11 protein-coding genes and 5 tRNA genes are annotated in these 15304 nt (G+C 69.4%); 7 read left to right on the top strand and 9 right to left on the bottom strand.

Features of this window, described 5'->3' with window-relative positions:
- Nucleotides 1-45: 45 nt before the first annotated feature.
- From ACYUED_RS31465 to ACYUED_RS31430, 8 genes are all read right to left on the bottom strand, one after another.
- A tRNA-Glu gene (locus tag ACYUED_RS31465) sits at nt 46-118 on the bottom strand.
- Nucleotides 119-146: 28 nt separating this feature from the next.
- Nucleotides 147-218: transfer RNA gene (locus ACYUED_RS31460), tRNA-Gln, on the bottom strand.
- A gap of 20 nt (nt 219-238) precedes the next feature.
- A tRNA-Glu gene (locus tag ACYUED_RS31455) sits at nt 239-311 on the bottom strand.
- Between the two features lie 29 nt (nt 312-340).
- Nucleotides 341-413 (bottom strand) — tRNA-Glu (locus ACYUED_RS31450).
- A gap of 42 nt (nt 414-455) precedes the next feature.
- Nucleotides 456-527 (bottom strand) — tRNA-Gln (locus ACYUED_RS31445).
- A 91-nt stretch (nt 528-618) separates the two neighbouring features.
- Nucleotides 619-1368, bottom strand: a complete 750-nt coding sequence (locus tag ACYUED_RS31440) for an HAD family hydrolase (RefSeq protein ID WP_491287532.1) — start codon at nt 1366-1368, stop codon at nt 619-621.
- Between the two features lie 125 nt (nt 1369-1493).
- Complete coding sequence (gene gltX / locus ACYUED_RS31435; RefSeq protein WP_491287530.1) at nt 1494-2978, bottom strand: glutamate--tRNA ligase; 1485 nt, start codon at nt 2976-2978, stop codon at nt 1494-1496.
- Nucleotides 2971-3756, bottom strand: coding sequence for a fumarylacetoacetate hydrolase family protein (locus tag ACYUED_RS31430; protein ID WP_266590206.1), 786 nt, complete (start codon nt 3754-3756; stop codon nt 2971-2973). The genes gltX and ACYUED_RS31430 overlap by 8 nt, the downstream gene beginning before the upstream one ends.
- Before the next feature lie 695 nt (nt 3757-4451).
- Between ACYUED_RS31430 and ACYUED_RS31425 the strand changes: the two genes are divergently transcribed.
- Complete coding sequence (locus tag ACYUED_RS31425) at nt 4452-4883, top strand: hypothetical protein (RefSeq protein WP_491287526.1); 432 nt, start codon at nt 4452-4454, stop codon at nt 4881-4883.
- Between the two features lie 13 nt (nt 4884-4896).
- On the opposite strand, the gene ACYUED_RS31420 is transcribed toward ACYUED_RS31425, so the two are convergent.
- A complete protein-coding gene (locus ACYUED_RS31420) occupies nt 4897-5094 on the bottom strand; it encodes a hypothetical protein (protein ID WP_491287524.1) in 198 nt (65 codons plus the stop codon).
- 603 nt (nt 5095-5697) lie between these two features.
- Between ACYUED_RS31420 and ACYUED_RS31415 the strand changes: the two genes are divergently transcribed.
- The 6 genes from ACYUED_RS31415 to ACYUED_RS31390 all read left to right on the top strand — a co-directional run bounded on the left by ACYUED_RS31415 (nt 5698) and on the right by ACYUED_RS31390 (nt 15238).
- A complete protein-coding gene (locus ACYUED_RS31415) occupies nt 5698-9618 on the top strand; it encodes a sensor histidine kinase (protein WP_491287522.1) in 3921 nt (1306 codons plus the stop codon).
- A gap of 9 nt (nt 9619-9627) precedes the next feature.
- Nucleotides 9628-10041: a roadblock/LC7 domain-containing protein gene (locus ACYUED_RS31410; RefSeq protein ID WP_003993189.1), complete on the top strand. Its 414-nt coding sequence runs from the start codon at nt 9628-9630 to the stop codon at nt 10039-10041.
- Between the two features lie 109 nt (nt 10042-10150).
- The gene (locus ACYUED_RS31405) at nt 10151-10546 is read left to right on the top strand and encodes a DUF742 domain-containing protein (protein WP_016432454.1); all 396 of its coding nucleotides are present in this window, start codon (nt 10151-10153) and stop codon (nt 10544-10546) included.
- Entirely contained in the window at nt 10527-11102 is a 576-nt protein-coding gene (locus tag ACYUED_RS31400) for a GTP-binding protein (RefSeq protein ID WP_266522034.1), read from the top strand. Before ACYUED_RS31405 ends, ACYUED_RS31400 begins: the two co-directional genes overlap by 20 nt.
- 391 nt (nt 11103-11493) lie before the next feature.
- Nucleotides 11494-14814 carry a sensor histidine kinase gene (locus ACYUED_RS31395; RefSeq protein ID WP_491287518.1) on the top strand — a complete coding sequence of 1107 codons (3321 nt, stop codon included), beginning with the start codon at nt 11494-11496 and terminating at the stop codon, nt 14812-14814.
- Between the two features lie 10 nt (nt 14815-14824).
- Complete coding sequence (locus ACYUED_RS31390) at nt 14825-15238, top strand: roadblock/LC7 domain-containing protein (RefSeq protein WP_037781109.1); 414 nt, start codon at nt 14825-14827, stop codon at nt 15236-15238.
- Nucleotides 15239-15304: the final 66 nt, after the last annotated feature.

Raw genomic sequence — 15304 nt, 5'->3', positions numbered from 1 at the left:
GGACACGAAGAAGGCCCCCCGCCGAAGCGAAGGGCCTTCCTGTTGTACCCCCGACCGGATTCGAACCGGCGCTACCGCCTTGAGAGGGCGGCGTGCTAGGCCGCTACACAACGGGGGCGAGGATCTAACGTTTCCGCAGATCCGAGCTGGTCTACCTGGACTCGAACCAAGAATGACGGTACCAGAAACCGTAGTGTTGCCAATTACACCATAGACCAATATGGTTTTGAGCTTTGCGTACCCCCGACCGGATTCGAACCGGCGCTACCGCCTTGAGAGGGCGGCGTGCTAGGCCGCTACACAACGGGGGCCCTAGCGATCCCGAGTTGATCGAGATCAGTACCCCCGACCGGATTCGAACCGGCGCTACTGCCTTGAGAGGGCAGCGTGCTAGGCCGCTACACAACGGGGGCTTCGCGGAGTTGATCTCCGCCTTTGCAGATGAGCTCTGCGAGCTGGCCTACCTGGACTCGAACCAAGACTAACTGAACCAGAATCAGTCGTGCTGCCAATTACACCATAGGCCACTGGAACGCAAGCCCCTGTGGGGATCTTGTTCTAGTTTGCTCCTCCGGTCTCCGGCCTTTCGGCCCGCTCTCCGGCGGCGCAGGAAGAACATTACCTGAAGGTGGACGGGGCTCCAAAACGGGTATCGGCGCCGAGGATCGCGGGGAGTTCGGCGAGGGAGGCGATCCGGTGCGGGCCCGTGCGGGCGCCACCGGCGGTATGCCTGCCCCCGCCGGTGTGCGCGCCGTCGCGGTCGATCCAGACCGACAGCAGCCCGGCGTCGGCGGCACCGCGCCCGTCGATCTCCGGGTGGTCGCCGACGTACGCCACATGGTGCGGGGCGAGTTCCAGGGCCTCGCAGACGGCCAGGAAGGCGCCGGCCTCGGGCTTGGAGACGCCGAGTTCGGCGGCGCACAGGACGACCTCGAAGCGGTGGTGCACGCCGAGCGAGCGCAGCTTGTGGTCCTGGACGTGGATGCTGGAGTTGGACAGGACGGCGTGGCGGTGGCTGACCGCGAGGGCGTCCAGAGCGGGCAGGACGTCCGGGAAGAGGGCCCAGGCGGACTCGTAGTGCGTCCGGTAGCGCGCGAACCACGCGTCGGCCTCGTCGTCGCCCAGCTGCTCGCCGAGGAACACCCGTACACGGTCGCGGCGCTGGCCGTCGAAGGTCACCTCGCCCGCCGAGAACCGTGCCCACTGCCGGTCGGTGATCGCCCGCCACCGCGCGAGGGCCTGCTCGACGGTGTCGTAACCGTCGAGCAGGCCCTCGGCGGCGAGATGGCCCCGCATGCCCACGCGGTCCGCGGTCGTGTAGTCGAACAGGGTGTCGTCGACGTCCCAAACGACAGCTGCGATCGCCATGACACCGACAGTACCCCCGGACCGGCTGGGGGTTCGGGGGTCATCCCCCGATGAACGCAGCGTCGAACAGGGTGTCGTCGACGTCCCAGACCACGGCGCGAGTGCTCATGATCCGACCGTAGGTGTCAGGCCGTGAGCTTCGCCAGTGCCCCGTCGATGCGGGACAGGGTCTTCTCCCTGCCCAGGATCTCCAGGGACTCGAAGAGGGGCAGGCCGACCGTGCGGCCGGTGACGGCGACACGGACCGGGGCCTGGGCCTTGCCGAGCTTGAGGCCGTGGGCCTCGCCGGCGGCCAGGACGGCCTCCTTCAGCGACTCGGCGGAGGTCCAGTCGGCCGACTCGAGCTTCTCGCGGGCCGTACGGAGCAGGGCGTCCGAGCCCTCCTTCATCGCCTTCTGCCAGCTCGCCTCGTCCTCGACCGGCTCCGGCAGGAACAGGAAGTCGACGTTGTCCGTGATCTCCGACAGGACCTTCAGACGGGTCTGGGCGTGCGGGGCGACCGCCTGCCACTTGGCCTCGTCGAAGTCCTGCGGCGCCCACGGGGCGAACGGCGCCCGCAGCCACGGTGCGCAGCGCTCGGTGAAGTCCTTCACATCCAGCAGACGGATGTGGTCGGCGTTGATCGCCTCGCACTTCTTGAGGTCGAAGCGGGCCGGGTTGGGGTTGACGTCCGCGATGTCGAAGGCCGCCACCATCTCGTCGATCGCGAAGATGTCCTGGTCCGCCGAGAGCGACCAGCCAAGCAGCGAGAGGTAGTTGAGCAGGCCCTCAGGGAGGAAGCCGCGCTCGCGGTAGAGGTTCAGCGACGACTGCGGGTCGCGCTTGGAGAGCTTCTTGTTGCCCTCACCCATCACGTACGGCAGGTGGCCGAAGTGAGGGGTGCCCTTGGCGATTCCCAGCTCGGTCAGCGCCTTGTACAGCGCGATCTGGCGCGGGGTGGAGGAGAGCAGGTCCTCGCCGCGCAGGACGTGGGTGATCTCCATCAGTGCGTCGTCGACCGGGTTGACGAGGGTGTACAGCGGGGCGCCGTTCGCGCGGACGATGCCGTAGTCCGGCACGTTCTCCGGGGTGAACGTCAGCTCGCCGCGGACCAGGTCCGTGAAGGTGATCGTCTCGTCGGGCATGCGGAAGCGGACGATCGGGGTACGGCCCTGGGCCTTGTACTCCTCGACCTGCCCGGCGCTCAGGTCACGGCAGTGGCCGTCGTAGCCGGACGGCTTGCCGGCGGCGCGGGCGGCCTCGCGGCGGGTGTCCAGCTCCTCCTGGGAGCAGTAGCAGTGGTACGCGTGACCCGCGTCCAGGAGCTTGCCCGCGATGTCCTTGTACAGATCCATGCGCTGCGACTGGCGGTACGGCGCGTGCGGGCCGCCCACCTCGGGGCCCTCGTCCCAGTCGAAGCCCAGCCAGCGCATCGCGTCGAGCAGTTGGTTGTACGACTCCTCGGAGTCGCGGGCCGCGTCGGTGTCCTCGATGCGGAAGACGAGCGTGCCCTGGTGGTGCCGGGCGAACGCCCAGTTGAACAGGGCGGTGCGCACCAGGCCCACATGGGGGTTACCGGTGGGCGACGGACAGAAACGGACGCGAACTGGGGAGCCGGGTGCGCTAGCCACGCTTGACAACCTTGTTGGTGAGAGTGCCGATGCCTTCGATGGTGACGGCGACCTCGTCGCCGACGGTGAGCGGTCCGACGCCTGCCGGGGTGCCCGTGAGGATCACGTCGCCGGGGAGCAGCGTCATGGCCTCGGAGATGTTGACGATCAGATCCTCGATCGAGTGGATCATCTCGCTGGTGCGGCCGAGCTGGCGTTGCTCGCCGTTGACCGTGAGCTGGATGGTCAGGTCGCTCGCGGCAGCGATGTCGAGGCCTGTCTCCACCCACGGGCCCAGCGGGCAGGAGGTGTCGAAGCCCTTGGCCCGCGCCCACTGCTTCTCGCGCTTCTGGACGTCGCGAGCGGTGATGTCGTTGGCGCAGGTGTAGCCGAGGACGACGTCCTTGACGCGCTCGCGTGGGACCTCGCGGCACATACGGCCGATGACCACGGCCAGCTCGGCCTCGTGGTGCAGGTCCTCGGTGAAGGACGGGTACTGGATCTCGTCGCCCGGGCCGATCACCGAGGTGGAGGGCTTGAAGAAGGCGAACGGGGCGTCGGGCACCTCGTGGCCCAGCTCGCGCGCGTGCTCCGCGTAGTTGCGGCCGAAGGCCACGACCTTGTTGGGGAGCACCGGCGGCAGCAGCCGGACCTTGCTCAGCGGAACCTTCGTACCGGAGAGCTCGAAGTCCGCGAACGGGATGCCCTTGATGATGTCGAGGACGAGCTCGTCCGGCTTGTCGCCCTCGACCGCGCCGAAGGCGACGTTCCCGTCGATGGAGAATCTGGCGATGCGCACGGGATCCTGCGCCCCTCACTGAGAACCGGCGTACTGACGCCCCAGGTTAACCGGTCGGGCCGTGTGCCGTTCGGCTGGCCCGGCGCACCGCGCAGCGCCTTTCCGGCCGGAAAGCCACTGTCTTTCGGCCATGGAATCCGCCGCGCCCTGCGCGGGGCTCCCCCAGAGCCATCCCTCAGAGGTATCCCAGAGGCGTTTGGAATCATGAAGCGTTCGGCGATCCCCGCCCTGTCCCTCGCCCTCCCCCTCTGCCTTGCGCTGCTGACGGGCTGCGCCTCCCACGATTCCTCGGGACGGGGCCCGGTCACCACCTACGGGGCACCGGAGCCGTCCACCGGCGGCACGACGCCCGGCAGGGCCGACTACACCTGCCGGTTGCCGATCGCGGCGTACAGCTACAGCGACGCCGAATACGAGGTCATCGAAAGCGCCCAGCAGGTGATGGCGCGGGACTGCATGACGAACTTCGGACTTCCCTACCGGCCGCCCGGGAAACCGGCACCGGCAGCCACCTCCGACCGGCGGTACGGACTGTCGAGCATGGACGACGCGAACCGCTACGGATACCGGCTTCCACCGCAGCCGCCCGAGCCGGAGCCGAAACTCACCGCGGACCAGAAGAAAGTCCTCTACGGATCGCGAAGCAGGGAATCTCAGGAGAGAAGAACGGCGATTTGGAGCACCGGGGAAAGGCGGTGCCGGACACGGGCTGCCTGGGCTCGTCCATCAAGAAGTTCGCCGAGCCCTACGCGTACCCGGCGGGAGTGACCGCGGCCAGCAATATCTCCACCGACAGCTACAAGGATTCCCTGCGGGACCCCGAAATGAAGTCCCTCTTCACCCGCTGGTCCGCCTGCATGAAGGAGAAGGGGTACGACTACGCCTCTCCGATGGACCCCTTCCGCACGCCCGCGTTCACTCAGGGGGAAGTGACTCAGAAGGAGAGGAGGACGGCGGCTGCCGATGTGACGTGCAAGCGGAGTACGAATCTCCTGGAGTCCTGGCTGGATACCGAGACGCGGATCCAGAAGGGAATGATCCGGAAGAACACCAAGGTGCTGCAGCGGCTGAAGGAGCTGCACCGGGAAAAGGTGGCCGCGGCCAGGAAGTTGACAGGCGGGGCGTGACCGTCCGGCCGCGCTACTCGGCTGCGGAGGCCACCGGCATACCCGCCGGCACGTCCATCAGAATGGTGCGTCGCGGGTTGGCCGTCTGGGCCGGGAGGTCGACGGAGTGCTCCGGCTGCTGCGGGGCCTGCAGCGCGTCGGCGTCCTCGAGGTGAGCCAGCGTCGTGCGCCGCGGGTTGGCTATGTTGCGGAACATCATCGTCGTCTTCACTGTTGTACGTGACCTTGTCGTCTAGGGGCGCCCGGCCAGGCCGAAGGGTCTCCTGTGCGAGCGCGGTTGTCAAAACGTTACGTCTTGTAAAGCGCCAGACTAAACATGCAATTCCCGTCCGGAGACGGGGAGGCCCCTTGATCGGCGTGTGAGTTTGCTCACGGAGTGGCGGGCAAACCGGTCAATTCAGGCCCACAACCCGCCCCAACGAAACGGACATTGACCCCCTGAACCCATCATTCCGCTCCTGATCATGGCGACTGGGACACCGTCCGATCCCGTGCAACTCGCGGGCATACGTCCGTTATGCGGGCGATCCCCGTCTACGGCTGGTGACCTGACACTCACGTGCTGTCACGTAGGTCACGGCATGACCCGCGAGCCTTGTTGGAGATCCTGCTCTGTGCTGGAATGCCACGGACCGCCGCGGGATCGAGCCGGCGCACAGGGGGCGCAACGAGCGCCGCGTGACGGCGAGAAGGGGGAGCCAGCTCCGGTCACTCACGACCAACAGGGGGGCGCGTTCAGGGCGCTCTCCAATACGCCGACACCGTGTCCTTCCGTTCACGCGGAGGGGCGCCTGGTCCAGAGGTTGCGACGCTAGTGCAGGGACGTTTCAAGAGGGATGGCAGTGCTTCGGCGGAGCCGGAGCCGCACGGCGGGACTGGCCCCAATGCCGGCAGTTCCTCGCCCCAGCACGCCCAGAACCAGGGCCTGGCGTCCGGCGACGGCGGTGAGCGCTCCGGGCGCCCCGGTGCGTCCGGACCTTCCGGGTCCTCCGGCACCACTCCCCCGCCGGTCAAGCCGCCGAAGGGCTCGGGCGGCCCCGGATCGCGCGTCGCGCTGCGCAACTGGCGAATCTCCACGCGCCTGGTGTCGCTGCTCGCGCTCCCCGTGGTGGCGGCGACCTCGCTGGGCGCCCTGCGCATCAGCGACAACATGGACGACATCCAGCAGCTCGACAACATGAAGCTGCTGACGGACATGACCAAGCAGGCCACCGAGCTGGCCGCCGCGCTCCAGGAGGAGCGCGACCAGTCCGCCGGCCCGCTGGCGCACGGCTCGAACGGCAGCGCCTACACGGTCAAGGGCTACCGCGACAAGACGGACCGGGCCGAGCAGAACTTCAAGGACGCCGCCGAACAGATCGACGTCTCCGGCGAGGACAACCACCTCCAGGGTGTCCGCGAGAGCCTCGTCAGCGTCGTCAGCGACCTGGGCTCGCTGCAGAAGGTCCGGGCCGGGGCCTACGAGACCAAGCTCAACTCGTCCCAGACCGTCGAGTCCTACCATCGCCTCATCACGCACCTGCTGGACCTCTCGCAGGACATGGCCGAGGCCACCAGCAACCCCGAGATGATCCAGCGCACACGTTCGCTGGCCGCGTTCTCCTCCGCCAAGGAGTACGCGTCCGTGCAGCGCGCGGTCCTCGCGGCGGCGCTTCCCGCGAACAACACGAACGTCGGCAAGCTCTCGGAGAACGACCGGCTGTACGCCGAGTCGGCGCTGCAGAGCCAGGGCTCCGAACTGCGCACCTTCAAGAGCATCTACGGCACGGACTCGGCGGTCGCCCTCCTCAAGCCCATCGAGGAGAACAACGCGACGATCACGGCCACCGACAAGTACGCCGGCCGTGCCCTCGCCTCCACGGACGGCCTGTCCGACCTGCCGAAGCGGTCGTACCAGGACTGGGTGGACGACAGCTCGACCAAGATCGAGCAGATGAAGAAGATCGAGCACACGCTGCTCGAGGACATGGAGCAGAAGGCCCGCGAGCTGCGCTCCGCCTCCGAGCGCGAGGCGATCATCTCCGGTGCGCTGATCCTGCTCGTCCTCGGTGTCTCGCTCGTCGGCGCCTTCGTGGTGGCCCGGTCCATGATCCGCTCGCTGCGCCGGCTGCAGGAGACCGCCACCAAGGTCGCCCAGGACCGGCTGCCCGAGCTGGTCAAGCAGCTGTCCGAGTCGGACCCGCAGGACGTCGACACCTCCGTCGAGTCGGTCGGTGTGCACTCCAAGGACGAGATCGGCCAGGTGGCCGCGGCCTTCGACGACGTGCACCGCGAGGCGGTCCGCCTCGCCGCCGAGCAGGCCCTGCTGCGGGGCAACGTCAACGCGATGTTCACCAACCTCTCGCGCCGCTCCCAGGGTCTTATCCAGCGCCAGCTGTCGCTGATCTCCGAACTGGAGTCCCGCGAGGCCGACCCGGACCAGCTGTCCTCGCTGTTCAAGCTCGACCACCTCGCGACCCGCATGCGCCGTAACGGTGAGAACCTCCTCGTCCTCGCGGGTGAGGAGCCCGGCCGCCGCTGGACCCGACCGGTCCCGCTGGTCGACGTGCTCCGCGCCGCCGCGTCCGAGGTGGAGCAGTACGAGCGCATCGAGCTGTCCTCCGTGCCGACCACCGAAGTGGCCGGCCGGGTCGTCAACGACCTCGTGCACCTGCTCGCCGAGCTGCTGGAGAACGCCACCTCGTTCTCCTCGCCGCAGACCAAGGTCAAGGTCACCGGTCACGCGCTGCCCGACGGCCGCGTCCTGATCGAGATCCACGACACCGGCATCGGCCTCTCCCCCGAGGACCTCGGCGCGATCAACGAGCGGCTCGCCTCGCCGCCCACCGTGGACGTCTCCGTCTCCCGCCGCATGGGTCTGTTCGTGGTCGGTCGTCTGTCGCAGCGCCACGGCATCCGCATCCAGCTGCGCCCCTCCGACTCCGGTGGTACGACCGCGCTGGTCATGCTGCCCGTCGATGTCGCCCAGGGCGGCAGGAAGCCGCAGCCCAAGTCGGGTCAGGGCGCCGCAGTGAGCGGCGGTCCGGCCGCCGCGCAGGCCGCCGCCGGTGCGGCCGCGGCACGACGCCAGGCCGGTGCCGGCGCCCCCGGTGGCCCCCTCGGCGCGGGTGCGCCGGGCGGTGGCGCTCCGGGCGGTGCGCTCGGTGCCGGTGCCCCCTCCGGTGGCGGTCTGCTGGGTGCCGCTCCGGGTCCGCGTGCCGCGCTGCCGGGTGCCGGTGGCAACGGCGGCGGCCGTCCGGGAGCGCCGGGCGGGCAGCGTGGACCACAGTCCCCGGCAGCCCCTCAGCAGGGCCGGCCGTCTCCCGCGGGTGCGGGCGCCGGCTTCGGTCAGGCGCCGGGCGCGCCGCAGGGCCTGCAGGCCGCGGGCACGGGCCAGGACAGCTTCGGCGGCGCTCGTGGCGCCGTACCGCCGCAGTCCCCGGCTCCGGGCAACGCCGGCAACGAGCAGGGCGGGCGTGGTGGCGGCCGGCGTGGCCGTCAGCCGCAGCTGCCGGGCCGCGGTGGTCCGCGGGCCGAGCTGCCGGGCGGCAACCCGCAGCCCCGTACGCCGAGTTGGAGCGACGAGAACGCGCAGCCGCCGGTGCCGCGCGCCTCGCTCGACACCCCGCGCGGTCACGACGAGACCTCCCGGATGCCGCGTATCGACGACCGTCAGGGTCCCGGCTCGACGTCGGAGATGCCGGCGATCCCGCGGACCGACGGCCGTCAGGGTCCCGGCTCCCCGACCGAGTTCTCCCAGGGCCCCGCCTCGGACTTCCCCCGCCCCGACTTCGGTGTTCCGGCGCCGGGCAACCCGCAGCACACGGGCCAGTACGGCCGTCCCGGCGCGGACTCGCCGCAGAACACCGGCCAGTACGCCCAGCAGGACTTCGGTACGCCGCAGTCGGGCACGAACGGTTCGCAGAACACGGGCCAGTTCGTCCGCTCGGACGTGTTCGGCACTCCGGACGGGCAGAACGGCCAGGGCAGCCCGAACGGCCAGAACAACCCGAGCAACCCGGCCAACACAGGCCAGTTCGCGAGCCCCCAGGCATACGGGTACGACGGCAGCTCCACGGGCCAGTTCCCCGCGCCGGGCTACGACAGCGGCTCCACCGGCCAGCACTCGCTGCCGGGTCGCGCGAACCCCGGTGGCACCGGGCAGTTCGAGCGGCCGCAGGCAGGCGGCAACCAGGGCGGCTTCGGTGCCCCGCGGCCGCCGGCCCCGTCGCGTCCGCAGCAGCGGCCCGCCCGCCAGGAGCCCGAGGCGCTGCCTCCGGCGAGCGGCCCGGGCGACGGTCGTACACCGCTGTACGACACGCTGGAGACCAACTGGTTCCACGGCAGCGAGCAGAGCGACGGCTCCGGGCAGCAGGGCAACGGCTCCGCGGCGCAGCAGCCGTCGGCTCCGGCCTCCGCCCCCGCACCGGAGCACTCCACCTCCGCACAGCGTCCCGTCACCTCTTCCTGGCGCGCCTCACCGAACGACGACCTCGTCCGGCAGGCGGAACGCGTCAGGCAGCCGGCGGCGGGCGGCGTCACCACCTCCGGCCTGCCGCGCCGGGTGCCGCGGGCGAACCTCGTCCCGGGCACGGCTCAGCAGCAACAGCACCAATCCGGTCCGGCTGTCTCGCGTTCGCCTGACGACGTACGCGGCCGGCTGACCAATCTTCGTCGGGGCATCGCGCAGGGTCGCCAGGCCGGTACCGGCCAGACCGGCAGCTTCCCGAGCCCCACTCACCAGCAGGAGCGTTAGTTGAGCCAGATGAGCCAGGCGGCACAGAACCTCAACTGGTTGATCACCAACTTCGTGGACAACACCCCCGGGGTGTCCCACACCGTCGTCGTGTCGGCGGACGGTCTCCTTCTGGCGATGTCGGAAGGCTTCCCCCGTGACCGTGCCGATCAACTGGCGGCCGTCGCGTCCGGTCTCACCTCGTTGACGGCCGGGGCCTCCCGGATCTTCGAGGGGGGCAGCGTGGCGCAGACGGTCGTCGAGATGGAACGCGGTTTTCTCTTCCTGATGTCCGTCTCGGACGGCTCGTCCCTCGCCGTACTCGCGCACCCCGAGTGCGACATCGGCCTGGTGGGCTACGAGATGGCGCTGCTGGTCGACCGGGCGGGCGCGGTACTCACACCCGACCTCCGCGCCGAACTGCAAGGCAGTCTGCTCCACTGACTCTTACAGCACCACCCGTCTCACCACATCACCGTCCGGCCGCCGCAATCCCCCCATCGGCCTTTCTGACGGCACGAATGACCGACATGCTGTCCCGCCCGGAGGATTCATGACCCCGCCCACCGCCTCTCATGATCCGTACGCGGAGCCGTACGAGGATGAGGGCGACCAGCCGCTGGTACGTCCTTACGCGATGACCGGCGGCCGGACGCGGCCGCGCTATCAGCTCGCCATCGAGGCGCTGATCAGCACGACGGCCGACCCGGCAGCGCTCATGGGGCTGCTCCCGGAGCACCAGCGCATCTGCCACCTGTGCCGTGAGGTGAAGTCGGTCGCCGAGGTGTCGGCGCTCCTGGCCATGCCACTGGGCGTAGCCCGGATTCTTGTCGCGGACCTGGCCGAGGCCGGGCTCGTCGCCATCCACCAGCCTGGTGGCGACGAGACGACCGGTGCGCCGGACGTGACCCTGCTCGAAAGGGTGCTCAGTGGACTTCGCAAGCTCTGACGGAGGGCGGGCGACCACCTCCGCGAAGATCGTGGTGGCGGGTGGCTTCGGCGTGGGCAAGACCACGTTCGTCGGCGCCGTCTCGGAGATCAACCCGCTGCGCACCGAGGCCGTCATGACGTCTGCTTCGGCGGGCATCGACGACCTCACGCACACCGGTGGCAAGACGACCACCACGGTCGCCATGGACTTCGGACGCATCACCCTGGACCAGGACCTGATCCTGTACCTCTTCGGTACGCCCGGCCAGGACCGCTTCTGGTTCATGTGGGACGACCTGGTCCGGGGCGCGATCGGCGCGATCGTGCTCGTGGACACCCGGCGCCTGGCCGACTGCTTCCCCGCGGTCGACTACTTCGAGAACTCGGGTCTCCCGTTCGTCGTCGCGCTCAACGGCTTCGAGGGGCACCAGCCGTACGCTCCCGAGGAGGTGCGCGAGGCCCTGCAGATAGGCCCCGACACCCCGATCATCACGACCGACGCCCGTCACCGGGCCGATGCCAAGAGTGCGCTGATCACGCTGGTCGAACACGCTCTCATGGCGCGGCTGCGGTAGATCGTCTTCAAGTCGGCAATGCCGTACGGCAGTTGTCGTAGGAGCACCGGAGTCGGCTGTGGCCTTTGACACGGTCGGCCCCGGTGTTCATAACGTTTTGACAGTGGAATCGCGTGGTACGGCCACGGGTGGTTGCCAATCGGTGCCGCTGCGCACACAAAAGCCCCGTCATTTGACGGGGCTCGTTCTTTATGACCGTTTTATCTGGGGCTTACATCACACGGAATCCTCGCTTTCCACTGTTTGGAAGAGCGCAGGCCGTCGTGCTGGAATGCGTGAACTGCCCAATAGTCAAAGACGTACTCAGTAGTACTGCGTACTCAGTGGCGTACTGGGCTCTGAGACACTGCGGCACAACGTTGGTGCCCGCCGCCGAGAGGTTGTTGGTCGAGTGAGGCGAAGCAAGAACGGTCCCGAGCCGTCGGCCCGGGGCAACTTCACCCCGCCGCCGCGCGGTGCGGCGCCCGCCCCTGTGCCCGGTTCGGAGCCGACGGCCGTCCCCGCTCCGAGCGGCGGCCGATTCTCCCCCCGCAACTGGCGGGTGCCGACCCGGCTGAACGCGATCCTGCTCATACCCGTGACGGTCGGCCTGGTCATGGGCGGCTTCCAGGTGAAGAGCTCGATCGACACCTGGCAGGAGGCGCAGGACGCCGAGAGCACCGCGCGTCTGGTGCGGGCCTCCCTGACCTACGCCAACGCGGTCAACAACGAGCGTGACATCACCGCCGCACCGCTGCTCAAGGGCAAGAGCGAGACCGCCGAGGACAAGAAGACGGTCGCCGCGGCCCGCAAGGCGACCGACGACGCAGCAGACGCCTTCGACGAGGCGGCGCAGAACATGCCGAAGAAGGCCGGCCTGCTGCGCCGCCTCAAGCTTTTCCGGCAGGCCGAGCCGCAGCTGGCCACGCTGCGTACCATCGCCTACTCCTCCAAGGTCTCCGGAGTGCAGACCGAAGAGGGCTACGTCGCCGTCGCCCACCCCCTGATGGAGTTCGCCAACGAGCTCGGTCTGGGCACCGGCAACATCACCAGCTACGGCCGTACCGTCTACGCGATCTCGCTGACCCAGGCCGCTCTGTCCCTGGAGCGGTCGATCGGCATGCACGTGCTGGTCAGCCCCGGCCCCAAGAAGGACGACCTCGCCAAGCAGCGCGTCGCCCTGTCGTCCTACGCCTACCTCGAGGGCATAGCCATCGAGGAGTACAAGGCCGGCGGTACCGAGGCGGACGCGAAGAAGCTCGTCGACCTGGAGGCCAAGGCGAAGGCCGAGGGCACGGCCCAGGCCAAGCAGGCCGCCGCGAAGGCCGCGGCCGCCAACCAGGTCTACGTGCCGCCGCCGTCCGACCCGACGGAGATGGTCACGGCGCTCTCGGCGCTGCAGACCACCGACCCGAGCGCCCGTGCCCTGCTCGCGCAGAAGGGCACCACCGCCGAGAACTGGTGGGGGGTCACCACCCTCCGGGCCGACGTCTACCGCCAGATCCAGGCGGACATGGCCGACAAGGCCGTGAACGAGGCCTCGAACATCGCCGACAACGCCAAGCGCGACGCCCTGATCACGGGTGCCGCAGTCGTCGTCGCCCTGCTCCTGGCGTTCATCCTGGCCGGTGCCGTCGCCCGCCAGATGTCCCGCTCGATGCGCCAGCTGCGCAACGCCGCCTTCGGTATCGCCGAGCAGCGCCTGCCGATGCTGGTCGACCAGCTCTCGCGCACCGACCCCGGCCGGGTCGACACCCGGGTCGCCCCGATCCCGATCAACACCAAGGACGAGATCGGCGAGGTCGCCCGCGCCTTCGACCAGGTCCACCGCGAGGCCGTACGACTCGCCTCCGAGCAGGCCCTGCTCCGTGGCAACATCAACGCGATCTTCACCAACCTGTCCCGGCGCAACCAGTCGCTGATCGAGGGCCAGCTGACCCTGATCACCGACCTGGAGAACAACGAGGCCGACCCGGACCAGCTGGAGAACCTTTTCCGCCTGGACCACCTCGCGACCCGTATGCGCCGCAACGGCGAGAACCTCCTGGTCCTCGCCGGCGAGGAGCCCGGCCGCCGCTGGGACCAGCCGGTCCCGCTGGTCGACGTCCTGCGCGCCGCCTCCTCCGAGGTGGAGCAGTACGAGCGCGTCGAGCTGTCGGGCGTCCCGGAGGCCGAGATCCACGGCCGCGCGGTCACCGACCTCGTGCACCTGCTCGCCGAGCTCCTGGAGAACGCGACGACGTTCTCCTCCCCGCAGACCAAGGTCCGCGTCACCGCGACCCGTCTGCCCGACGGCCGCATCATGATCGAGATCCACGACAAGGGCATCGGCCTCACCGCCGAGGACTTCGCGGACATCAACCACAAGCTGGCCAACCCGCCGACCGTGGACGCCGCGATCTCCCAGCGCATGGGCCTGTTCGTGGTCGGCCGGCTGTCCGACCGGCACGGCATCCGCGTCCAGCTGCGCCCCTCGGGCGAGCAGGCCGGTACGACCTCGCTGGTCATGCTGCCCGACGCGATCACCCACGGCGGTGGCGGCGGCGAGCAGCAGCCGCGCGACGAGTTCACGGTCTCGCAGATCATCCCGGAGCAGGGCTACCAGGGCGAGGACTTCAACAACGGCCTGCCGATGCGCACGGCCGCGGAGCTCGGCTTCGACGACAGCCGCTACACCGAGGTCCCGGACGACATCCGGGAGCTGGACCCCGTCGGCCGCTCGCTGATGCGCGAGGAGCGCCGCGCGGCCCTGGAGGCCCAGTCGCACGGTGACCAGCCGGGCCAGGAGTCCGCCGAGTCGTCCTACGCCGACCCCTACGGCAGGCAGTCGTCCTACGACAACGGTCCCGCCGGATTCCAGGAGCAGCAGCCGGGCGGCTACGACCAGCGCCCCGCCTACGAGGAGCCGCAGCAGACTCCGTACGAGGAGCCGCAGCGCCCCGCGTATGACGAGCCGGCTCCCCGCCCGTCGTACGAAGAGCCGTACTTCGCGCAGAACGGCGGCCTGCCGCAGAACGACACGTTCTCGTCCAACGGCGGCTACCCCGAGCCGTCGTATGCGGAGCCGGTCCGCGAGGAGCCCGCCGCCGCCCCCGCCCCCGCCCCGGAGCCCTTCGCGGCCTTCGAGGAGCGGCGCTACCAGGACGACTGGCCGCAGCAGGACGGCTACCGGAACGGATACTCGTCCGAGTACGCTCCGGAAACGGAATCCGCGCAGGCCGCTGACGTGAGTGAGCACGACCGCGTAGGCTTCGACCAGCCGGGACCGGCCCCTTCCGCCGGCCACTCACTGACCGACGCCGGACTTCCCCGCCGCGGAGCCTTCGGGGCCGCTGCGAACGGTTCGAACGGCGCCCGGCAGGTGAACCAGGAAGCGCCGGCCCCCACACCGGAGAGCAACGGCACTGGTACCGGCACCGGCGACTGGCGTTCCACGAACGACGACCGCTGGCAGCAGGCCTCGCAGCTCAGGAAGCCCAAGGCGGGCGGGGTCACCGCCTCCGGCCTGCCGCGGCGGGTGCCCAAGGCCAACCTGGTCGAGGGAGCCGCCGAGACCACCCCCCAGGGCGGCCCCCAGGTCTCCCGCGCCCCGGAGGACGTCCGGGGCAGGCTGAGCAACCTGCGTCGGGGCGTCCAGCGCGGACGCAACGCCGGCGCAGGCAGTGAAACGAACGGCCAGGCCACCAGGAATCACCACAGTGGTCCTGACAGCACCTACAACCAGGAGCGTTAGTGTGAGCCCGATGAGCCAGGCGGCACAGAACCTGAACTGGTTGATCACCAACTTCGTGGACAACACCCCGGGGGTGTCCCACACCGTGGTGGTCTCCGCCGACGGACTCCTTCTGGCGATGTCCGAAGGGTTCCCGCGCGACCGCGCCGACCAGCTGGCGGCCGTCGCGTCGGGTCTGACCTCACTGACCGCCGGTGCCTCGCGCATCTTCGAGGGCGGCAGCGTGAACCAGACGGTTGTGGAGATGGAGCGGGGATTCCTCTTCATCATGTCCGTATCCGACGGTTCCTCGCTCGCGGTCCTGGCGCACCCGGAGGCGGACATCGGCCTCATTGGGTACGAGATGGCTCTTCTGGTGGACCGTGCCGGTTCGGTCCTGACGCCGGATCTCCGTGCGGAGCTCCAGGGCAGCCTGCTCAACTGACAGACAGACGGTGCGTTTTGGCGTCCCGGGGCCGTAAGGTTTCGGGACGCGGCTCCACAGTGATTG

It is taken from the genome of Streptomyces sp. DF42 (genome assembly GCF_058267695.1).
Note: the sequence above shows the minus strand (reverse complement) of the source record. Positions and strands in the feature narration are given on the sequence as shown.